Here is a 23,793-nt window from a genome sequence, read left to right on the forward strand (position 1 = left end):
GCAAAACTCGCTTCGTAAGCATCTGCTTAATTATATGAAGCATTAACCCTATTACCGAAGCCTGTGCATCAGCCATTCTACGCCGTGCACATCTATTCTCCACCAATAAAAGGGGGCTGCCGAAGAATGCTCTCTTCAGCAACCCCCGTTGCGTTTATCCTCTGATGAATCTGCGGCAGCTGCCGCAAATCCGGTGCAGTCTTACTCTACTGTCAGGATGTACTGGTTAAGTGTAGCTCTCAGCAGTTCCTGGCGTCCGGACTTGTTCGGACGCGGGTTTTCGTTGTTCAGTGCATAGTCAGCAAGCGAAGCGAGTGTCGCTTTGCCGGATACGATGTCGGCACCGATACCTTCATTGAAGCTGCTGTAACGCTCAGCAATGAAGTTCTCGAATACGCCGTCTTCCAGCAGCTTAGCAGCTACCTTCAGACCCTTGGCATATACGTCCATACCGGAGATATGTGCCAGGAACAGATCCTCAGGCTCGAAGGAAGGACGGCGCACTTTGGAGTCAAAGTTGATTCCGCCTTTGCCCAGACCATCGTTCTTCAGTACTTCGTACAGAGTCAGAGTAGAATCGTAGATGCTTGCAGGGAATTCATCGGTATCCCAGCCGAGCAATGGATCGCCCTGGTTCGCATCAAGCGATCCCAGCATGCCGTTGATACGGGCTACGTGCAGCTCATGCTCGAACGTATGGCCGGCCAGTGTGGCATGGTTAGCTTCAAGGTTCAGCTTGAAGTGCTTATCCAGGTTGTACTTCTGCAGGAATGCGATACAGGTTGCTGCATCGAAGTCATATTGGTGTTTGGTAGGCTCTTTCGGTTTAGGCTCGATCAGGAACTGGCCGTCGAAGCCGATTTCCTTAGCATAATCAACAGCCATGCTGAACAGGCGGGCAATGTTGTCCTGCTCAAGACTCATATTAGTGTTCAGCAGCGTTTCGTAACCTTCACGGCCGCCCCAGAATACATAGTTGTCAGCGCCCAGACGTTTACCAACTTCTAGACCTTTCTTCACTTGTGCAGCAGCGTGTGCGAACACATCAGCGTTGCAAGTGGAGCCTGCACCGTGCATGTAGCGCGGGTTGGTGAACATGTTAGCTGTGTTCCACAGCAATTTTTTGCCGGAAGCCTTCATGCCTTGTTCAAGGATATCTACGATTGTATCGATGTTGCTGTAGAATTCACGCAGGGACGCGCCTTCAGGAGCGATGTCCACATCATGGAAGCAGTAGTACTGCAGATCCATCTTCTCCATGAATTCGAATGCTGCTTCTGCACGGGCTTTAGCCTTGTCCAGTGTGCTCAGCTTATCCCAAGCGCGGACTGCAGTTTCAGCGCCGAACGGATCGGAACCGCCAGCTGTTAATGTATGCCAATATGCCATTGCAAATTTCAGGTGCTCTTCCATAGTTTTGCCGGCAACGATTTCTGTAGGGTTGTAGAATTTGAATGCGTAAGGGTTAGTGGAACGGCTTCCCTCGTAAGAGATCTTGCTCACTGTTTCAAAATAAGCCATTTGTAAAATCCTCCTCGATATTTTGCTTCGCCCGCAAGCGTTTACAGCAACATCTTATCACATCTTCAGGACTTTGTATATTGGTTAAACAAAGTTTTTGAGAACTTTTATTTTGCCTGTTTTTTATTCTGTGCCGGGCAGAGCAGCCTCTCTCTTCTCGCTTGATTTTCACCTGATGATGCTGAACATAAAGTACCCTCCGGCAGTGCAGCCTATGCGTATAACTGTAATTTCCCCGCCTCACCCGGACGTTAATCTAGTTGCTTTTTGCCGCTCTTCATTCTAGACTAAATGGCATACCTTCTCCGCGTAAGCGCTGCTTCAAGGCTTAATGCATTACGTATGCGGGAAAACCGAAACCTATAAGCTCCGCCCTGATCGAGTGCCTTCCTCATTGTTATGTGACGTACTCAGCAGGCCGGATAGTCTTATATTTCAAAAAAGGAAGTGTGCTTCTTGAAAGTTACCGGTGATCAGGCGCTGGTCAAAAAAATCAACAAATCGATTATTTTACATACGATCCGTATGCAGTCCCCCGTCTCCCGGGCCAAGGTGTCCGAGATGACAGGCCTTAATAAGGCTACGGTCTCCAATCTAGTCGCCGAGCTCTGCGGGCAGGAGCTGGTTACCGAAGCCGGTCCCGGAGAATCCAGCGGGGGACGCAAGCCGCTTATGCTGCATTTCAACGAAATGGCCGGAACCGTTATCGGGATCGAGCTGCGCGTTAAACAGCTTAAGGCCGTGCTCTGCAATCTGGGAGGCGGTATTCTTCATGAACGGGATTGTGCGCTGGAGGCCCACGACTTCCCTTATGTACTTGGGCAGATGCAGCAGATGATCTCGGAGCTCATTGCCGAGGCGCCTCCTTCGCCCTATGGCATTGTCGGCATCGGAGTCGGCGTGCCGGGAATGGTGGATGAACACGGAGTCGTCCTGTTTGCGCCCAACCTTGGCTGGGAAATGGTCGATCTGCGGTCGATTCTGGAAAGCGCCTTCGCGGTTCCGGTCACCATTGACAATGAAGCCAATGCCGGGGCACAAGGGGAGCTGAACTTCGGGGCGGCGCGAGATGTGCGCCATCTGCTGTATATCAGCGCTGGTTCGGGGATCGGGTCCGGAATCATCATCGGCGGAGAATTGTATAAGGGCGCACGCGGATACGCCGGGGAGACCGGGCATATGACGATTGAGGCGGAAGGCAAGCCCTGCAGCTGCGGCAGCCGGGGCTGCTGGGAGCTCTATGCTTCGGAGAAAACATACGATAATCCCGGCCTTTCCCTGCCTGCCCGCACCACGACCGAACTAGTGGCGTATGCGCTGGAGGGGCAGCCGGATACCCTGCGGCACTTTAGCTCCATCGGGGAATATCTGGGCATCGGGGTCACTAATCTGATCAACAGCTTCAATCCGGAGCTGATTGTCATTGGGGGTGCTCTGTCTGAAGCCGAACCGTGGCTGGGCGAGCCGCTGCGCCGGGTAGTAGCCGAGCGTACGCTTCCTTACCACAAGCAGCAGCTTGAGATCACTTTCTCCAGGCTGGGCAGCCGCGGAACGATGATTGGCGCAGGCTTTTCTGCAGTCATGCACTTTCTCGGCAACATCCGGGTAACCCTATAGACAAGTAGAAACGGGTGCCTTCCTTTTTTAGGAAGGCACCCGTTTTAGAGAGAAATAGAAGGATAATTTTAGCGTAGAATATACAAGCTCTTATATTTTCGTAAAATTGCCGCATTTGCAGCAGCATTTCCTGCACTAAAAGGAATAGCAATCCTATATAATAAGGATATACGTGTGACATTTATCACCATACCCCTTTTTCTGAATGGAGAGAGCGTCCATGACCTATGTTGATACGTCAGATATTTCGGCGAAGATGTTCATCACCGTGCTGCTGCTGCTGCTTATTATCGCCCCACTCATCAGCCTTGGCGTCCTGCGCCTGTTCCAATCGAGGAAGAAATCCGGATTCATGCTTATTAGCAGCGGCATTGCCGTATATGCTGTTTTTCAAATTGTCATGTCGTTTACCCATACTTAGCCTAGCGGCCTCCAAACGGGGTTCACGCTTGCAAGACAGCGATATCTTGTATCCCCTTCATGTATCTGTTTTAGCGGGAAATACAAAAAGCAGCCTGGATTCAAAGACTGCTTTTTGATATATCCGTTGTTCCCCTGGTGCGCAGTACACACTCAAACCGCTCAATCCCCGGATATTTTTCTCCCAGACTGTGAATCTCAAACCCTGCCTTGCTATAAAAGCCTACCGCATCCTGATCCGTTTCTGCCCTCAGCACCTCTACCTGCTCCCAACCGGCAATTTCTGCGATCATATTGCTGCCAATCGTGCGTCCGCGCCAATTCTTCTGGACAGCCAGATGTCTGATCTCCACCTCATGTGCAGCAGCGCAGCTGATTCCTGTGATTCCGGCCAGTTCCCCGTTAATGAAGCAGCCAAACAGCTCACAGCCCTCCGCAGCAAGGTATCTCTTCAGCTCTTCGTTAACTCTCTGATCATCCGTCCACATACATTCTGCGAGCAGGCTCTTCACCGCATCGCTGTCCCAGTAATTCTTTAAGCTGATTAACAATTCACCCTTCTCCTCTCATTCAGGACAACGAAAAACCGCCTCCGGAGGGAAGCGGCTACTGTATTCTCCTTAAGTCCGGCCAGCTATTCCTTAAATCGTAGCCAAAGCCTTGTCGAACTTGGTTTTGTTCATGCCGACGATTTTGAACTCACCGATAACCGTAATAGGAACAGCTCTCATTCCCATATCCCATACCTGCTGTGCATAATCATCGTTCTGCTCGATGTTGCGCTCTTCGTAGGCTACACCTTTATCGTTCAGGAAGCTCTTCACCTGACGGCAATGCGGACAATTGGTTGAAGTGTACACAATTACATTCTCCATAGTATGATCTCCTCCTAATGTGTAAGTATAAGAATCTGTGATCTATTGTAGCACCGGAGTGCCTTCTATTCCAAATGGAATCTTACAGAATAACCGCGCTGTGCTCCAGGCTCTCGATATATTTCTCGGCATCCATCGCCGCCATACAGCCGCTGCCTGCAGCCGTAATCGCTTGTCTGTAACGGGTATCCTGCACGTCACCGCAAGCAAACACGCCGGGAATATTCGTCTCGGAGGTTCCGGGATTCGACACAATGTAGCCGTTAGCATCCGTAGTGATTTGTCCGCCCAGGAAAGAAGTATTCGGATGATGGCCTACAGCTACGAATACACCGCTGGCTTCAATGAACTCTTCTTCACCGGTCTCATTGTTAATCACCTTCAGGCCAGTCACACCTTTGTCTCCGGCAATAACTTCAACAGGCGTACGGTTGAGTCCCCAGGTAACTTTGGCATTGTCACGTACACGGTCCTGCATAATCTTGGAGGCACGCAGCTCTTCGCGGCGGTGCACCAGGGTTACCTTTGACGCGAATCTTGTCAGGAAGCCCGCTTCCTCCAGCGCCGAATCGCCGCCGCCGACAACCACGATTTCTTTGCCGCGGAAGAAGAATCCGTCACAGGTTGCGCAAGTGCTGACACCGCGTCCGATATTATCCTGCTCCCCGGGAATTCCGAGATATTTCGCTGTAGCACCGGTGGAAATAATCAATGTATCTGTAACCAGTGTGCCCATGCCTTCAACATTCAGCTTGAACGGACGTTCACCCAGCTCTACACTGTTCACCCAGCCGGTAACGAACTGTGCTCCGAAACGTTCAGCCTGCTTGCGCATATTGTCCATCAGATCCGGACCCAAAATGCCTTCCGGGAATCCTGGGAAGTTCTCGATTTCTGTTGTAGTCGTAAGCTGTCCGCCTGGCTGCGGACCTTCAATAACGAGCGGGCTCAGGTTCGCCCGGGCCAAGTATATGGCAGCCGTCAATCCGGCCGGTCCAGTACCTACAATAATTGATTTGTACATGATTATATCCTCCTTGAGATGGACGGCAAAGACGCCATTTCTTAATTAAAATTATTATAATGTAGTATTTATTATGATCATCTCAAGGGAATATGTCAATATGCCAGACACGGTGAAAACGTTCCTATTTTGTGAACAATTCAATTTTAAGCAATTAAATATTTGGCTGGGCCGGTTAAACGGTCGTTCCGGCTTTTTTAGCGCAACAGACGCAGTCCGTTAAGGATTACAAGAATGGTGCTGCCCTCATGGCCCACCACGCCAAACGGCAGCGCGATCCCCTGCACAAAGTTGCTGATCATCAGTGTAGCTATCACCGTCACGGCAAAAATCATATTCTGCTTCACAATCCGCTGCGTGCGGCGGGCCAGGGCAATTGTAGAAGCAATCTCCTCGATATTATCGTTCATCAGCACCACATCGGCAATCTCCAGTGCAGCTCCGCTGCCTTTCATTCCCATCCCCATACCAACCGTTGCTGTAGCCAGCGCAGGCGCATCATTAACACCGTCACCCACCATAATCACATGGCCGTATTGTTCACGAAGCGATTTGATATGCGATACCTTATCTTCCGGCAAAAGACCGGCGAATACCAGGTCCACTCCGGTCTTCCCGGCGATCACCTGTGCGGTGGCCTCACGGTCACCGGTAAGCATCGCTACCTTAATGCCCAGCTCCTGCAGCTTGCGCACCGCCGTCTCCGCCTGGGGACGCACCGTATCCTGCAGCGCAATCATTCCGGCGATGGTGTCTCCGGCGAGAATCAGCGATACTGTCTTCCCTTCCTGCTCCAGTCGGCTGCGCAGCGCTCTCCAGTCTTCCGAACCCTCCTGCGGTTCAGCGCCGTCCACTTCATCCAGCAGATTGGACTTGCCGATCCGCCACAGCTGGCCGTTAATGGTTCCCTCAATGCCCCAGCCGGTAACCGATTTGCTCTCTTCAATATTGTGCAGCTCTACCTGCTCGGCTTCGGCAAGCGCAACAATAGCCTCCGCAAGCGGGTGGCCGGACAGCTTCTCAATCGAAGCACTGACGGACAGCAGCGCTTCGCGTCCATACCCTTCTCCGGCGATGAAATCCGTGACCTGCGGAACCCCTTCCGTCAATGTACCCGTTTTGTCAAAAGCAACTACGGAGGTACGTGCCATATTTTCCAGGTGGACACCGCCTTTGAAGAGAATCCCTTTGCGCGCACTCTTCGAGATGGCCGACAGCATGGCCGGCATAATGGAGGACACGAGTGCACACGGAGAAGCCACTACCAGGAAGACCATTGCTTTATAGAAGGTATCGCTCCAGCTCCAGTCCAGCAGAAACGGCGGCAAAGTGATCAACAGGGCCGTTGCGGCTACTACAACGCGGGCATAGACGGATTCAAGCCGTTTGATAAAACGCTGTGAATCCGGCACTTCATTCTCGGCTTCTTCAACCATCCGGATGATCTTGGCGAACAAGGTATTCTCTGCCGATTTGGTAACTTCAATATATAGCGGGCCTTCGCCATTGACTGTACCGGCGAACACTTCACTTCCAGCAGCTTTGTCAACGGGAAGCGATTCTCCGGTAATGGACGCCTGATTAACAGAGGATTCCCCGCGGCATACCTTGCCATCTGCAGGGATAAGCTCCCCGGGACGGACCAGCAGCAGATCTCCGATGGCCAGCAGATCAATCGCCACCTCATTCATTGCCCCCTGCTCAATGCGCACAGCCGTGGCAGGTTTGAGCGCCAGCAGCGAGGAGATATCCTTCTTACTGCGCTCCATCGTGTAACTCTCGAGCGCGCCACTCAGCGCGAAGATGAAGATTAGCATCGCGCCTTCATTCCAGTAACCGATGGAAGCTGCGCCTAGAGCCGCGGCAATCATCAGCAGATTGACATCCAGATCGCGCTCCTTGACCAGCGTCTCCACGCCTTCCTTCGCCTTGATCCAGCCGCCTATCGAATAGGAGATCACATAGAGAATAACGGATATCGTCTCAGACCAGCCGCTGGCTGCCCAGGCGATCAGCATCATCAGCCCGCTTCCGAGCGCTGCCTGCATTTCGGCGTTTGAGATCATAGCCAGCGGATCGAAGCGGCGCGGCTCCGGCGTCCGCGGCTGCTTAGCGCCTCCTTGACGCGCGATGGATTTAGGCATTTCTTTCGAGGTTGCTTGCATTATAAATCACCTTCCTGATTGTAGTTGTATAAGAGGCACACTTGAGAATGAGAGCCAGAATGAGAACCATTATGACCCGACTGAGAATGAGAGCCATTATTAAGACCCTTAAAATGACACATGCTGCCCCGGCTTAGCCGGGACAGCATGTTAAATGAGAATGATAATCATTGTTGCGATAATGCAACTATATTTCCTCGATGCAACTTATAGCTATACTATATCACGCCCGGCGGAAAAGTAAACCCGGAAACAAGCCTGTTTTTTCGGAGGGTTGACCTCCACCTTGAGCAAAGCCCGCGCGCCGGTTGGGGGAAGTTTTGCGGAAATTATGGAGGCTGCAGAGAATGGCGCTGGTGGTGCGAGCGAACGGTGTGTGGAGTTTGCATAAGCCGGCTGCTGAGTGCTGTTATGAGAGTCCGCCCATATGATGCTACATAGAGTGAACTTAAGTATCTAACTTGCTGCATGGGCGGAACCCTTGGGTAGCAAGGGGTTCGTCCATCGGCTGGCCATCATTCTTAGGTTCAGCTTATATAAGTGGAAAAACGTATCTTAATTCGGATGAATGGAGTGATTTCAAGCAAGCAATTGGAAAAAAGGCATTTAATTCGGTACATTTACCTTCATGTAGCTCATACGCAGCTATTTAAGTGCTGTATATCCAACTGCTGTTTCAGCAGACGCTCTTCGTTCGTCAGCAAGTGGAGAAAATCCAACTGCTATTTCCGGCCGCCGCAGCATCCCGTGACGGAAAATTTGAGGATAATTGCTATTCCGAGGAATAAAAATATGCCCCGCCATAATTCTGCTGGTGCAGCTGGCGGGACACTTTTGAGTATGCATTAAGCTCTGCCTACAACTATAGTAGAACCTCCACTTTCACCGAGCTACGATCCGGATAGACAGGAACTACCGTACCTGCCAGCAGTTCACCGTCAACACGGATTTCCTTGACGCCTGTGCAGACACCGTTCTCGTTCTTCACGGTAATCTCATACAAGCAGCCGCGGAATCTCCGGGAAACGGAGAAGCCCTCCCAGGAAGACGGGATGCACGGGTTAACCGACAGTCCGCCGAGTACGGGCTTAATGCCCATAATATACTGCGTAGCGGCTACATACATCCACGCAGCAGTTCCGGTCAGCCAGGATACATTCGCCAGCCCGAATCTGTCAGATTCCGGTCCGAACAGGTTGGAGGCATAGACATACGGTTCCGCTTTATAGCGCCATAATCCGGCTTGCTCCATCGCAATATTAGGAATCAGCTGGCGGTAATATTTGTAGGCCTGATCTCCTCTGCCCAGCATGCATTCCGCAATAATCGCCCAGGTATTGGCGTGGCAGAAGACGGCCCCGTTCTCGCCTGTCCCCTTGTTGTAATTGGTCAATGGATCTGCAGGATCGGGGAAATTGGTAATGGACGGGTGCAGCTTCTTAATGCCAAGCTCCGTATCCAGAATGTCGCGGACACTGTCCATGGCCTGGAGCGCTTTATCAGGCTCACCCATGCCGGACAGGGTTGCCCAGGTCTGGGCGTTAAGCCAGATCTGGGCTTCATCATGCTCTGCGGTGCCCAGATAACGCCCGTCATCCATGACTGCCCGCCGGAACCATTGGCCGTCCCAACCGAGCGTGTTCACCAGCCGCTTCTGCTCCTCGTACAGCCTGTCATAATCCGCCGCATGCTCCGGATGACCGGCTGCCGCCGCCAGGTCCTTCATGCGCAGCAGCACGGTTCCGAACTGCATCGCCGTCCAGATGCTCTCCCCTCTGCCCTCACGGCATACGCGGAACAGCTGGTCATTCCAGTCCGAGCGGAGCATCAGCGGGAAGCCGTTCGGCCCCAGCCGGGAGACGGTGAAGTCTACCGCACGCTTCAAATGATCATACAGCGGTGCTTCCCCGCCATCATAGAAAGGCAAACTCTCCTGCAGGAATCCGGCATCGCCGGTCTCTGCGAGAATATCCCATACGGCCAGCGCCGTCCACAGGTGGTCATCCGAGTGAATACTGGTCACCGGGTCCCAGCCCTCATTCGGGAAAAAGTAATGATTCACATGTCCGTCCTGATACTGCTGCCCAAGCAGCAGACGGACCTTGTCTTTGGCTGCCTCCGGATCTAATGGAACTGCGGCCAATATATCCTGGGCCGTATCCCGGAAGCCTACTCCACGGAATGTCCCCGTAGCATAGAACGAAATATTGCGCGAGAAAAGAAAGTTCCGCTGCGACTGATACGGATTCCAGATATTGATCATGCGCTGCGCATCTTTATCCGGCAATTCGCAGTTCCAGGCGCCCAGATAGCTGTCCCAGTTCTCCTTAAGCGCCGCAAAGGAACGGGTGACGAAACCCGCCTCCCGGGAATGGCCGATGGCCTGTTCGATCTCAGCCTCATTCATCGCCGTCCCCAGGAAGAAGTTCACGGTGCGGGTCTCGCCGGGCTGCAGCCTCACTTGAACCTGAAGCGCTCCGCAAGGATCTCCGCCAAGTATTGTCGAGCCGGTACAGCCGCCCTGCTCAACCGCAGCCGGATTCGATTCACTGCGGTAGCTACCGATGAATTCCTCCCGGTCCCCGTCATAACCGGCCAGCGGAGCATCCGACATCATATAGACCAGCGGCGTCTCATCCGGCTTGGGCTGATTCTCAACTCCGTACTTGTAGATAAGGGCTTCCTTGTCATGATACTGCACCGACACCTGATGCTTGTTGTAGCATTGCCATTGCAGCTCGCGCATGAATTCCATCATGCCAAACTCGGCATAGGCATACACGTTCAGCTCCTTGACCTCTGTACTATGGTTAGTCAGCGTCAAATTCCAGATCAGCGAGTTCTCGTAAGGCCCGACAAAATAAACGGTTTTTGCCGAAACTTCATCCTGAGCGGCTTCAAAGCGGGTATACCCCATGCCATGGCTGCTCTTCCACTCCTGCGGCTTCTGAAAAGCAGGCTCATAGGTAGGGCACCAATAGCTGCCCGTTCCAGCATCCTGCAGGTAAATATAAGGACCGGAACGGTCGGTCGGCAGATGAAAGAAACGGTAGCGTGTAATCCGCCAGATCTGCGGGGATTTATAAAAGGCTAATCCGCCGCCCGCATGGGACAGCATGGTATGGAAGGTGCCGTTGGATAAATAGTTCAGCCATGGGGTCGGCATATCATGGCGCTTGAACTCTACCTCCTTCGCGTCATCGCGGAAGGTGAAATACTGGTCCAGCTCCTGCTCGCGGGCAAACGCGCTGCCCCCGGCTGCAGGTTTTGCAGCCTTGTTACTCTGTGTGCGGCCGGAATGGCCTGCCGGATTGATTGTTCCCGGTTGCTTTGTCATTAGTCTGACTCCTCTCCATTTAGGATTACTCATTGCTTATTCTTATTGCTTATTTAGGCTCAACCTCATCCATTGTCATGCGGAACTCCAAATCATTCATATACGTGCCATCCGGGTTCAGGAAAACCATGCCGAAGGAGATATCCTCCCGGCCTCTCCGGATGATGGCAACCAGCCGGTTGATTCCTTTTCTCAAAATGATCTCCCGCTCCGGCTGAGTCACATGCTGACCGTTCATATAAATCTCATAAGCACATTCTGAGTTCACCCGCAGCCTGCCGGTCCGGATATCCGCAGGTTCCCCGCTGCCCGAGACGGGCGCAGGCAGATGCACGAAGCAGCTCAGAAACAGCGGACGGCCTTCCGGCGCCGGGATCAGCAGCGTTCCGTCTTCGCGCCGTTCTTTTTTCTTCATCCAGCCGTACAGGCCTTCACCCAGATTGTTCAGGGAGAATTCAGGGTCGGTATAGTAATCCTTCATGGCCTGATAATCGGTATACGGCGGACAGAACAGCGTCATCGCGGCTTCCACCGCCCACTGCGCATCTCCTTTATCCAGCTGCAGCAGCTCATCCGCGAAGTCGGCCCCCAGATTGCCCAGCAGGCGGGTGTACAGCCTCAGGCTTTTGTCACTGCCCGGGTCGGTGAGCAGCTGCGAGCAGATAATCTCACCCTCGCCGACTGCCTGGCGGATCACAAAAGCTCCGGGAGCACAGGCCTTGCTGCGGTTCAGCTCGACCAGCGCCAACCTGCTGTATTCCGCCGTATGCAACCCGGCGAAGTAATCCTTCCAGGCTGTGCCTTCCACGCTGGTGCACAGCACCTCCGCGCCCTGCACCTCCAGCCTGTGACCGGCCAGCTCCCGGTTGACCACGTCCCGGGGCGAGAGATGCACCTTGTCGAACCCGAACAGGTCGACAGGGCTGATCCCGCAGACGGCGGCGTGCGTGTAGTCCGCCGCCAGATGATAGGTCCCGTGCGGCGCTATACGCACGGGGCGGTCCAGCAGGCGGGCAAGCGCCTGCTGCCCGCCTGGCTCTGCAGGCAGCACCAGCACTGTGCTGCCTGCTTGCGCTGCCTGCCGGACGGCTTCCGCCGCGCCCGGGCCGTGCAGCAGTCCGGCCTCCACGACCAGGAGGCCGGGGTTCAGGCTGGACAAGCCTGCGGCGCTGTCCAGCCTCTGGCCCTTCAGGCGGAGCTTGCCCAGCAAGGCTTCCGCCGCCCCGCCGCTGCGGACCCACACCGCAGCGGGCACCGGTACAGCGGCCGCGTGGACTGCGCGGCCCGCATACTGGAGCAGGCTCCGCAGCAGCAGGCAGGCCTGGGGAATCCGGTGGAGATGATCCATGATCTCCAGCTGATTCGCCAGGAACATGCCCGCTCCGCTCCGGTACTCCAGCAGCGGCGACCACAGATCGCCGCCGTCTCCAAAGTCACCCGCGCTGCATTCCAGCAGCAGGGTGAAATCACCGGTCACCGGCTTCTCGAACGCTGCCCGGATAATCGGCAGCGGCCCGTCCTCGCGCAGCCCCTCATGCCAGTACATGAGGTCCTCTGCTCCCAGGCCCCGAAGCACCGGATGTCCATAGTCGCCTGCATGGGCACGGATGAATTCCCTGCGTACCAGCGGGAGCCTGCCGGGGGAGAGGTGAAGCTGTTCCAGCAGCAGCAATCTGCCGCCCCGCTGCACATAGCTTCTCAGCTTCCGGTCCACCGCCCTGTCCTTGTCCTGCATGCGGCTGCCGACAATCAGCAGCGTCCCGCCCGCAAGACGCTCTACCGCCTCCGCTTCTGCCCGGACCAGACCGGGCACCAGGGTGCGGATCGCCTCATAGTCCCGGTCAGAGCCTATATAAGAAGCGGGAAGCGCTACTTCTACCGGCTCTGTCTTGCAGCTTCCGGACAGCAGCCGGTAGCTTAACTGAAGCTCATGCTTCAGCTCCGTGCCATGGAACAGCCGGGCAGACAGCACCGCTTCCGCTTCTGCTACTTCTGTTGGTGCTGCTGGTGCTCCCACCCCTACTCTTACTTCTGCACCATCTCCTGCTCTTGCTTCTGCCCCATCTCCTGCTCTTGCTCCTGCCCCATCTACTGCTCTTGCTCCTACGCCTTCATCCCCTCCCACTCCAGCTCCTTCGCCATTGACCGGTTCCGGCATCCATTCCAGCCGGATGCTCCGGCGGGCGGCAGGCTCGTGGCGGAAACGGAACGTCTCGCTATGAACCACATGTCCGCCTTGCCGGACTGTGCATTCAACAGTCACTTCCTGTTCTGCCAGCGTATCGTTGTAGACATCGAAGCTGCGGCGGACCGGCTCATCATCGAAGAAGCAGCGGTTATATTCGGCGGCAATCAATGTTACCGGCTTGAAGGCTTCAGCCATAATGGCAAAAGCGGGATTGGCCTTGAATGCCGGATATTCCTCCGGCAACAGCCCGTTGTTCAGGGAAAGGGAGTAAGCCGGAATTACCGCAGGCTTAAGGCCTGGTGTGGTCAGGTCGGCAGGCGGCAGCTGAATATTCCGTTCCGGCATCGCCCGCATGAAATAATGGGCGAAGTTGAAGGTAGAGATACCGGAGACACCTTGGCGGCGTGCATACTCCACGAACAGCCTTTCCTTCTGGGCCAAGCCGGCAGCACTTGCATCTGAGTCACGGTATGCATCCAGTCCGACATACATGCTGCTGTTCTGCGGGCAGATGTACCACCATCCGCCATGCTCGCCGAAGGTGAGCGGAACGCTGCGGTCCCACTGCGCGATCGTGCCGTCAATGTTGTAATGGCGGCTCTCCACCTCTGTCCCTGGCTTGGTGACCAACCGGTTATCCCCTTCCACCATAATCGGGCGGGTAGAATCAAGGGCTCTCATCAGCTCCATCAGACCCGGGATATGCTGTTTGTAGGTATCCCGGCCGTCCACCCAGCGCATCTCGTTCTGCACGCTCCACAGAATGACGGATGGGTGATTCTTATCCCGCTGTACCAGCCGCTGCACATGCGCCCGGCAATTGGAGATGAAGTCAGGGTGAGCAGCATCCATGGTTTTGCTCGACCCGTAGATTGCTGTCTCATCGACAATCAGCATCCCTTCCTCATCGGCAATCCGCAGATAATCAGCCGGATACGGCTCGGCATGCAGCCGGATGCTGTTGATGCCCGCCTGTCTGCACAGACGGTACCAATTGCGGATATAGTCTTCTGTCTGCTGCGCCGCCCCCTGGAAATGCCAGGAATCGCCCCGCAGGTTAACGGGAATCCCGTTCAGCATGAACTGCGGGCCTTCGCACCAGAACTCCCGGAAGCCGAATACATCGGTCCGCCGGTCAAGGACCTCCCCGTCTGCCTGAAGCTCCAGCTCCAGCTCATATAGAACCGGGTGATCCGGACTCCACAGCACGGCATCCTGCCAGGGCAGCGCAAAAGATGCTCCGCCCCACTCCCGGCTGCCGGTGTTCCAGCATAATTGCCGTCCTTCTCCTGCCTGCGCAGGCAGAACATCTACTCCTGCTTCCGCTTCAAGCACCGGCAGCGGCTCTGCACCCTTCACAGGCAGGGTACCGGCCTTCCGTTCCCTGACTTTCAGGAACACCTGCAGCGATTCCACCGCAGGTCCGCCGGATTCCGTCCCAATAAGGGCCTCTACTTCCAGCATGCCCTGCCGGACAGAGGTGCGGATCGTGAGATCCTCCAGCGATACAGGCGGGTAGCCTTCGAGGAAGACATCCTGCCATATTCCCCTTGCGATCCTGCCGAACCACGAACCGGCAAGTCCGGTGATTCTTTCCTCCCCGGAGGGGAGCACCGCCATGTCGAAGCTTCCGCATACCACATGCAGCTGCTGCTCCCGGCCGGGCTGCACCAGCCGGGTGATATCCAGCCGCAAAGGCAGATACCCGTCCTCCCAGACGGCAATCCGCTCGCGGTCCAGATATACCGCTGCCTTCTGCATGATTCCATCGAAGCGCAGCACAATCCGCTGCCCCAGCATAGTCTCCGGCACCTGAAAAGAACGGTGCAGCACCCCAGCTTCGGCCGCATCCCATTCTCCCGGGTAGCCGTACACATCAAATGGCACGAAGTTATGGTCCGGTACTTCTCCAAATTTGCTGCCCGAAGGCGTCTTATAGCTGTGGCGCCAGCTCGAAGGCACCTGTATCTTGCGCGCCTCATATTGCAGCCTCTCAGGAAGACTGCGGCAGCGCGGCTGATCGTAGAGCGGCATGAAATCCCATTCGCCGTTCAGGCATATGGATGTGCGTAGCATATTCATTCTCCTTTTCCCCTTTGCGGGAGGTTGATCGTTAGGGCAGGCGTAAGCTTTTTCCAGATTTCCTGATCCGGCTCTACATTCTTCCACTTGATAAAATGCGGCTCCATAACCTCTCCCCACTGCTCCGGACGCAGATTGGTTGTGAGTTTCCCCCTATAGGGAGCGGGCTCCACGGTTGCGGGCAGCTCGGAATAAAAGAACAGCAGGTTCTCATGAAGACCGATGATCCCGTATTTGTCACCGTCTCCCGGGCGCTCCTCCTGATATTGATAATGGTAATAGACATAGCTTGAGACCTGCTCCGGCTTGAGTACTGCCAGCCTGCCGTAGGGCGCCCCCGGAACCTGGTTGCGCTTCCAATGCTGCCCGGACACCGGCTGCTGATAATGAAAAATGTCCATCATCGGCACCCACAGCCGCGGATACTCCCCGCCCGGCCAGACCTTGAGGATCTCCAATGCGCCCGGAAACAGCTGCTCCGGCTCAACCCCCATGCCGCTGCATTCGTAATATAGAAACAGCCCCTGGCCGTCTTGAAAGATGCTTAGCCAAGAAATGCCCAGCCAGTCCATACGTTCATTAAGCAATTCCACCTGTGAGCCAAAAAAAGCAGCCGCGCCGTAGCCCTCTCTGCATTCGGCTCTATATAAACATCGCTGCATAAATTCCCTCCAACCGTGTGTCATCTTCCTCTTAAGATTAACGCAAACGGCGGAACGGTTCCTTGACGATCATGCCCTTCTTTAGCATAATAACGACATGACAAATAAACTCTATGCACGGGATTTAGGACTCGAGCCTGGCTTTACTTTCCGCATTCAGAAATGCCCGCTGACTCAGGATTATTATGTTCACTGCCATGATTTCTCGGAGCTGGTGGTCATTCTGGAGGGAAGCGCGATTCATATCATTGAAGGGAGGGAGTACCCCGTATCGGCGGGTCAGGTGTTTTTTATCCACAGCGATATTTCGCATGGGTACAAAAATGTGCAGAATATTGAGTACATTAATGTGATGTTCCATCCCGATCAGCTGCTGCAGCTGCCTGAGCTGAAGCTCCTGCCGGGGTTTCAGGCGCTGTTCTATCTGGAGCCGTTCTTCCGCAAAGAGATGTATTTCAAAGGCATGCTCTCCTTGCAGCCCGCGCAGCTGGAAGAGGCTACTGTTCTGCTGGACCGGATTCTGGAGGAGTATGACCGGCAGTCTGACGGCTACCGGCTGATGATCCGTACGTATTTCACCGCGCTTGTCGGCACACTATCACGATATTACCGGCAGAATGGCGGCGGAACGGAGAACAGGGCGCTGCAGATCGGTGAGGCGGTTACCTATATTGAGGAGCATTTCCTGCAGCCTATTTCACTTCAGTCTCTGGCAGATCTGGCTTATATGTCGAAGCGCCAGTTCCTCCGCGTATTCACCCGGAATTATCATACGACGCCCATGGATTATGTCATCCGCAAACGGCTGGAGTATTCCTGTACGCTGCTGCGCAATGCCGGATTAACCATCTCACAGGTGGCCATGGACAGCGGGTTCCGGGATCATAATTATTATTCCAGACAATTCAAAAAAGTGTTCCTGTGCACGCCCTCCGAGTACCGGATGCATAAGGCCGGAATGTAGCGGCTGACAAGCGGAAAACTGCAGTTTTCTCAATATCGGCAACCGGGATAATGTTGCGGGTTTGGCTGATTGTACTTTGTGCAATAAAACTCCTTTGGAATCGCGGAAAAATGATATTCTATTGCATTTCGTTACAAAGTGCAATAGAACCTTCACTCCACTTCCCTTCCATGGGAACAAGTACAAAGAAAGGCGGCAAGGGGAAACTCCCCCTGCCGCCTTTTCAAGCTATATGCCCGCCCTTGGGCCTGTGGTAAATGTATCTGGTCCGCCCTTGATCTCCCGGCAAGAGCCGCCCGGGCCAAGGCCGGGCGGCTCTTGCCGCTCGCCATGCGGAGGGCCGCTCCGCTCCTTGCGGTATTCTCCCGGGGTTACGCCCTCCAGCTTCTTGAAGACGCGGATGAAGGACATCGGATACAAATACCCCACCCGCTCGGCGATATTCTGGACAGGCTCGGAGGTCTCTGTCAGCAGGCGTTTGGCCTCGTCCATCCGCAGCCGGGCCAGATAATCGACGAAATTCTCGCCGATTTCTTCCTTGAAGATCCGGCTCAGCGCTTTGGTATTCATCGCGAAGCTGTCGGCGGCATGGGTCAGGGAGAAATCGGGATCGGCGTAATGCAGGGCAATATACTCACGCACCTTGTTGGCCAGCGTATACTGCTCCCGGTTCATCCGCAGGCCGCGGAGCGCCTCCTCCATCTCCTCCAGAGAAGCCAGGAGCTCCCCGCGCAGCTCCTCTATCCATTCGAAGGATTCCGGGGATTGCGGAATTCCGCGCAGCCGCCCGCTGTTCCATATCCCCTTCATCTCCGGCGGCAGCTCCTGCATCTCCCTGGAGAGGCCAGCCTCCAGCAGCTGCAGCAGGCGGACAATGTCCTCCTTGGAGTAATTGCCGCCTGCCAGCAGCCCGAAGATCCGTTCCATCAGCGGCCTCCACTCATCGTTCCCCAGCCGGTACAGCTGGGGAACGGCACCGATGGCCTGCACCAGCACATCCATTCCTTCCGCCTGGGGCGGGGAACTGCCTTCCGCCGGTGCAGCATAGACGCGGTCGGGGCCACTGGTGAGTTTACGCTCCAGCGCACCTGCAGCCTTACGGTAAGCATCCGATAAGCCGCTGAGACCGGCCGCCGGCCCGCTGATGCCAAAGGTTGCCGTGAATTTGAGATGCTGCTTCACCCAGGAGCGGGCACTCTCGGCAATCATCAGCGGCTTCTCGGCACCATCAGCCGTTGCTCCGGCGGCGGAACGGCGGAAGAGCAGCCCGAGACGCCCCGGTCCAATCCACTCTGTCCAGAGCGGTTCCCCTTCTTTCTCGGCGATCTCCTGAATCACACTGCGGAGGGTGAATTTAAACAACGCCTGATCACGGGCAGAGTAGTCTGCAGCAAAGGCCTCATAGAAATCAATCTCGGCAATTCCCACAACCGCGCCGGCAAATTCACCTTTCATTCCAATCCGCTCCGATTCCCGGCTCCATATTTCTGCCGACACCTGGCCGCTGTTCTCCAGCAGCTCTTTGAACAACTGATTCCGCCTGTGCAGGATTCCTTCGGCCTGCTGCTTCTCATAGCTGTTCGTCTGCTCAATCAGACTCTCCAGCGCATGGCCGATGAAGGAAAATTCATCATCCCCCTTGCTCTGCGGCTTCCAGCCTGAGGAACGGTCCGCTCCGAACGTGTAAATCCGGCTCATTACCTGCTCAATCGGACGGTAATTCCGGTGGCTGATATACGTCATGGCCGCAATCCCGCCGAAGACCGCCGCAAAGCCCAGAATCGCCCAGACATTAGAGAAGGCTGACAGCAGCGAGAAGGCCTCTGCGCGCGCTATTCCAACCTTAATTGTCCAGCCCGTATAGGAAGACATGCGGCTTACCGCCTGCTCCTGTGCCTGCGGGTCTGAGCAGGTATCCGCCCCTGCAAAAGCGCGCCCTCCGGCGTCCTTCAGGCAGATCTCCGTATTCGCCATGTTCATATCCTGAATCAGCGCCTGCAGAGACTGCTTCCGCACGTTAATGACAATCAATCCCTGCTCACCGGAGAAATAAGGCACCTGCTCCACCAGCGAAATGACTGATTTGGGCTGATCCTCACCGGAGAAAAGCTGCAGGTCACGGATTCCGCTCCAGACAGGGCCGCCCGTATTCTTCATCGCTGTCTCAATAAAGCTGCGGTCCCCGAAATCCGGCAGACTGGACGAGAAATGCTGCATCAGCACTTTGCCGTCGGCCGCACGGTACAAATAGACCGAATCGATCATCGGCAGCGGCGACATGAAATCCAGCAGCACCTCCGTTACCCCGTAATCATGATAAGGGTCAAGCTGCCCCGGGCGGTCAAAATAACTGCTCACCTGATCATCCAGGAGCAGGCTTTTGATCGTTGTAGTCTCCAGGTTGCGGAGGGTGGTATCCACGATCTGCAGCACGTTCTCTGCGTATACACCGTTTGCCTTGGCCGTCTGTCTCTCCATCGCTTCATTCAAGGTCAGGAAAAAGAGGATAATCAGGCAAAATACCACAGCAAACAGGATCGGCAGATAGGAAAGAATCAGTCGGTACAACCATTTCTTATGCATCGGTGTCATCCCCTGTAAGTCCAGATGTTGGCTATCGCTTAAGTGATATTGACTACGGGGCCGGGTTCATAAGTGTAGTCTGTTCAGTACCCCAGTTCTGTGCTTGCATTGCGGGAGATCAGCCCGAAGTATCCCGCTTCTCCAATCGCTCCTGCGGCGGTGTCCAGATAGTTAAAGATCTGCACCCCGTCAACCTTCAGGATCAGGCGCACACCCCCGGATTCTTGAAAAGCGCCAAGCTGAACGCGGCTCTGCTCCCCGAAGGTTATGGCTGTATTCGGAATGGCCGGCCCGCCCAGACTGGTCAGGCCGTCAATCTTGCCATAGATCACAGTCCGCACCCCTTCGTTGAAGCGGTGCAGCTCAATACCCGATGTCCCTATAACCACCAGGTACATACTACCGGTACTATAGCTCAGTTCCTTGCTCTGATTGTTAAGCATCAGGGCATACCAATTGGACGAGACCGCGCTGTCATTGATCTTCATAGTGAAATCCAGCAGCTCATTCTGGTATTTGCGGTTCTGGTAAATGACATGCCCCCCGGGAGCGCGAAGGGTCAATTGGTCTGCTCCGGTCTCCTTCAGCCCGTTGGCAGCGGCAGAGACATACCAGCCATCCGGGTCCTGCACCTCTGTCTCCAGGGTATGATCATATTTGCTGGCTTCATTCCATACCTTAACCTCATACTGCCCCTGCGTCACGGTGCCAAGATAACCGGCTGACAGCGTCAGGGTTACCGGTCCGGTCTGATGCGCCGTTAACAGGCCGTTCCCGCTGACACTGACGATGGAAGGATCACTGCTCGTATAACTGACCTCCTCCAGCTCCTCGCGGTTGCCGAACAGCGTCTCGCCGTAAGGCTGCAGCTGCATGTCCGCACCTTCATGAACATATGCCACATTACCGTCATGCCCCTCCAGGCGGACAACGGCTAAGGTGTCTCCCACGAATACATCCGTGGTGATTGTCCGCAGGATGGAGCCGTTAAGGATGCTTACGATAAGCTTCGTCTGCCCCTGGCTGAGTCCCGTCACCTCCCCCGTGGTATTAACTGAGGCCACGGAGGGATCAAGAATGCTGTAATAGAAGCTGCTGGTTTCCGTGCCCAGCGGCCTGTCTTTGCCGTCCAGCGCTTGAATGGGTGCAAGTTCGCCCCCTCCAATAGCCAGCTTCAGCGGATCCAGCTTCCAGCGGCTGACCTGCCCTTCTGCTGCCCAGGCATATTCCGGCTCCAGCCCGGCCTGGTCAATGATCGGCATTGCCGCCTGAGGCCACTCTGCATCCGGCTGGACTGTATTGTCCGCAAACAGAACATTACGCCCGTTGTTGGTATAGCCGTCCGTTGTTGTATAGTTGTTCACGAAATCCACGTCATGGATCGTCGGCACATAGGCCATCGCCCAGCGGAGCGGTGAATGCCACAGCGGCGTATCCTTCAGGTCGATCACATTATGCTCAAATCTCCAGTAGGCAGAGCCTTCATCCGTGTATAAGGCAGAGTTCCCGTCCATCTGGTTGCGGATGTAATTGCCGGTGACCAGATTTTTCTCAGCCGCTGTGGCCCCGGTAGGTCCAAGACTGTAGATGGCTCCTCCATCACGCAAGCCCATTCCCATGAGATCATAGATCAGATTATTCTGAATCTTCACGTTCCGGGTAGCGGCATCGAACAGCTTATCCCAGCCATAGCCGATATGTGTTCCGCTGTAGGGCAGATTGTACATTTCATTATGGCTGATGTCCATATCTACCGGATACCCCGCAGATACGGCGGATGCCGATTTGTAGTCAATGCCGATATCATGAATCACATTGTTCAGCACATCATTATTTTTCATCAGCAGCCTGTGGTCAGCCGGGTGGTAGATCATGCGGTCCGAGGAATCCGGCTGGCCCACGTTCAGCGCGCTGCCTGAGATATCATAGAAGCGGTTGCCTTCAATTAAGCTGTTCTGAACGCCGTTCTGTATCCGTACCGTCGTAATGCCGAGCTTGGTAAATTCATTGTTGCGGAAATTCACGGTATTGGCCAGCTCCAGCATCACCGCCGCATCGGTCAGCTCATCGGGGATGGACGGATAACGCAGATGGTTATTCTGCGAATCGGAATGTCCCGTTGCCGTACTGGGGCGGTTCCAGGTGGTATACATAAACTTCAGGCCTTCAAAATTCAGATTGCGCACCGGTTCATCAGCCGATATCCCGTAAACGGTAGCAAGCTGCTCCAGCACCGGAACTACAACGTCAGCCGTTGACAGCTCCTCCCAGGCGCGGGGTTTGTAGTACAGCATGCCTTCTACCCGGTTATAGTACCATTCTCCAGGCTCATCCAGCAGCTCAAACGCATTCTCGTAGTACACGGGTACCGTTGCCGAAGTTAATCCCCGGTTGAAGACTGCGCTCCGGCCCGGCTCCTGGAGGCCGATCTGCGCTTTGCCGCCGGATGAAGTTATAGACTCCACCTTGATCCGGGAATTCGTCCACAGCTCGTTGAATACCATTTCCATATCGGCAGTATTGCCCCATCCGGCCAGCTCTGTATTATCGGAGGTATAGCCGGTTGCAGTCTTCACCGGATTCACCAGTCCCGCTGCACTCCGTGCCCGGACCGCACGGATGCCATCCACGAACAGCTGGCGTGTCATAAGGCCGGTTCCGGCATTCGCCCGGTAGATGCCCTTGGCGCTGTCAAACATTGTCCAGCCCGTAATAGGCCGTCCGCCGCTGATGGCCGCATGCTCCCCGGGATAGCTGCGGTAAGTGACAAAATATCCGTTCGTCCCGGAATCCTCCGGTGTGAATTCCAGCGGTTCCGTCAGGATATAGGTCCCTTCCCGCAGATTCACAACGATGTCCGAGTCCATATCATCATTCAGCTGGCGGACGGCGGCCTGGGCCCGGGCAATCGTCCGGAAGGGCGATGCTTCTGTCCCTTCATTGCTGTCGTCTCCACCCGGAGCAACATACAGCTCCTGTCCGGTTGTCCGGCCAGTCACAGTAACGGCTGTCTCGGCGCGCACGCTGCCGGTCTCATCCGTGACGAACACGGTAGTTGTTCCGGCGCTTACACCCGTCAGCTCTCCGTAGCGGTCAATCACGGCAATGCTCCCGTCCTCCGTTCCCCACTGGATACCAGTATCCGTATTGTCCAGTGGAGTTACCGAGGCATGTAACAGCACACGGGAGCCTTCGGGAAGCGCCTGCTCCAGCGGAGCCAGCACGATTTCCGTGATCGGATCTTCATACACGGCTACCGTAGCCGTTACCACCGGAAGCCCCTCATTCGGCTGTGCCGTCACCGTAGTGACTCCCTGGCGGATGCCTGTCACAAGACCATTGCCATCCACCGTTGCCACCTCTGCATTGCCGGTAGACCAGACAGCCGTCTGATCCGTAGCATCCGCAGGTGTGAACTGGAGCGGCAAGGGCAGCTTGGCGCCTCTCCGCAGCTCGTAAGCCGCCTGGGAGAAGGCTGCACTTACCGCCTGCTTGTATCCGCTTACAATAAAATTGTCAAAGCCTATCTTGCCTATGCTATCCTTGTAAAACCCTGTGTAGAAGGAGCTTAACGCGCCGCCTTCCGCCATCGGCTCCTTCGTCAGCAGACGGCTGCCGTCAACGGACAGATCGAAGCTGTGGCTGCCGCTGTCGAGGGCCAGGCGTACCTCGTACCATACGCCTGCCGAAATCGGCAGCACGGAGGTCCATGATCCGGCACCTTTCTTCATATAGCTGAATGCGCCATTGTTAATGGCGAATTTCACCAGCGGAACAGCACCGCTCTGCGGGGTAGGCAGGTAGATCACCGCTCCCGTCTGCTCTGCCCGGAACGAATAGCTTAACATGCTTCTGTACGTAACATCCGTAACGGATCTGCTTATACTGTAGCTGCTTGCCGTTTGGGCCGCCTGATGAAGCTCCAGCAGCCTGCCGGCATAACCTTCCCAGGACTGCACAGCAACACTCACACCCTGCGGCGGCGTCTTGATCGTCCATCCGGCCGGCTTCGTACCGGGACTATATGATTCAAAGGTCTCCTCCAGCTTATAATTACTATCCGCCCGGGCCACAGAACCAAGGTCTGCCGGGAGCAGGCCCATCAGCAGAGCCATAATGATAACGCATACAAAAAACGGTTTCCGGCTTGTTTTTCTCATAATAGCCACCTTTCCGTATGGAAGCAAGTATAGCGGTTCTAGTACAACATTAGAGCTACAGAAGTGAATTCATTCAACCATGCAGCAATTTATGAAGTTTAGTTTGAAGTGAACATTCAGTGATATCAATGATAGTTGTATAATGTGCAATTAAAAACAGTCAAAAGGAAGGCTTGCCTCTTATAGCTGTAGTCT

13 protein-coding genes are annotated in these 23,793 nt (G+C 55.0%); 3 read left to right on the forward strand and 10 right to left on the reverse strand.

Going from position 1 to position 23,793, the window contains the following annotated elements:
• Positions 1-201: 201 nt before the first annotated feature.
• Positions 202-1,521 (reverse strand): xylose isomerase, encoded by a 1,320-nt coding sequence (gene xylA, locus NSU01_RS31320; RefSeq protein WP_042140031.1) that lies wholly within the window; start codon positions 1,519-1,521, stop codon positions 202-204.
• Positions 1,522-1,977: 456 nt separating this feature from the next.
• On the opposite strand from xylA, the gene NSU01_RS31325 reads away from it, so the two are divergent.
• Together NSU01_RS31325 and NSU01_RS31330 are read left to right on the forward strand one after the other, a co-directional pair.
• Positions 1,978-3,138 (forward strand): ROK family transcriptional regulator, encoded by a 1,161-nt coding sequence (locus NSU01_RS31325; protein WP_076247012.1) that lies wholly within the window; start codon positions 1,978-1,980, stop codon positions 3,136-3,138.
• Between the two features lie 220 nt (positions 3,139-3,358).
• A complete protein-coding gene (locus NSU01_RS31330) occupies positions 3,359-3,559 on the forward strand; it encodes a hypothetical protein (RefSeq protein WP_039308602.1) in 201 nt (66 codons plus the stop codon).
• Between the two features lie 100 nt (positions 3,560-3,659).
• Here NSU01_RS31330 and NSU01_RS31335 read toward each other — a convergent pair whose 3' ends face one another.
• The 7 genes from NSU01_RS31335 to NSU01_RS31365 form a co-directional block, all read right to left on the reverse strand.
• On the reverse strand, positions 3,660-4,109 hold the full coding sequence (locus NSU01_RS31335; protein ID WP_076247015.1) for a GNAT family N-acetyltransferase: 450 nt from the start codon (positions 4,107-4,109) through the stop codon (positions 3,660-3,662).
• 90 nt (positions 4,110-4,199) lie between these two features.
• Positions 4,200-4,433 (reverse strand): glutaredoxin family protein, encoded by a 234-nt coding sequence (locus NSU01_RS31340; protein WP_039308604.1) that lies wholly within the window; start codon positions 4,431-4,433, stop codon positions 4,200-4,202.
• A gap of 82 nt (positions 4,434-4,515) precedes the next feature.
• Entirely contained in the window at positions 4,516-5,457 is a 942-nt protein-coding gene (gene trxB / locus NSU01_RS31345) for a thioredoxin-disulfide reductase (RefSeq protein ID WP_039308607.1), read from the reverse strand.
• 197 nt (positions 5,458-5,654) lie between these two features.
• Entirely contained in the window at positions 5,655-7,622 is a 1,968-nt protein-coding gene (locus tag NSU01_RS31350; protein ID WP_076247017.1) for a heavy metal translocating P-type ATPase, read from the reverse strand.
• Positions 7,623-8,484: 862 nt separating this feature from the next.
• Complete coding sequence (locus NSU01_RS31355) at positions 8,485-10,959, reverse strand: glycosyl hydrolase family 65 protein (protein WP_076247019.1); 2,475 nt, start codon at positions 10,957-10,959, stop codon at positions 8,485-8,487.
• 49 nt (positions 10,960-11,008) lie between these two features.
• Positions 11,009-15,229, reverse strand: coding sequence for a glycoside hydrolase family 2 TIM barrel-domain containing protein (locus NSU01_RS31360; protein ID WP_256703993.1), 4,221 nt, complete (start codon positions 15,227-15,229; stop codon positions 11,009-11,011).
• On the reverse strand, positions 15,226-15,891 hold the full coding sequence (locus NSU01_RS31365; protein ID WP_256703994.1) for a hypothetical protein: 666 nt from the start codon (positions 15,889-15,891) through the stop codon (positions 15,226-15,228). The genes NSU01_RS31360 and NSU01_RS31365 overlap by 4 nt, the downstream gene beginning before the upstream one ends.
• Positions 15,892-15,988: 97 nt before the next feature.
• Here NSU01_RS31365 and NSU01_RS31370 point away from each other — a divergent pair, with 97 nt between their 5' ends.
• Entirely contained in the window at positions 15,989-16,855 is an 867-nt protein-coding gene (locus NSU01_RS31370) for an AraC family transcriptional regulator (RefSeq protein ID WP_076247025.1), read from the forward strand.
• Positions 16,856-17,083: 228 nt separating this feature from the next.
• Here NSU01_RS31370 and NSU01_RS31375 read toward each other — a convergent pair whose 3' ends face one another.
• Positions 17,084-19,438: a helix-turn-helix domain-containing protein gene (locus NSU01_RS31375; protein WP_076247027.1), complete on the reverse strand. Its 2,355-nt coding sequence runs from the start codon at positions 19,436-19,438 to the stop codon at positions 17,084-17,086.
• Between the two features lie 83 nt (positions 19,439-19,521).
• Positions 19,522-23,598 (reverse strand): Ig-like domain-containing protein, encoded by a 4,077-nt coding sequence (locus NSU01_RS31380; protein WP_076247029.1) that lies wholly within the window; start codon positions 23,596-23,598, stop codon positions 19,522-19,524.
• Positions 23,599-23,793: the final 195 nt, after the last annotated feature.

It is taken from the genome of Paenibacillus sp. FSL H8-0259 (assembly GCF_037963255.1).
GTDB classification, from domain to species: Bacteria; Bacillota; Bacilli; order Paenibacillales; family Paenibacillaceae; genus Paenibacillus_AQ; species Paenibacillus_AQ phytohabitans.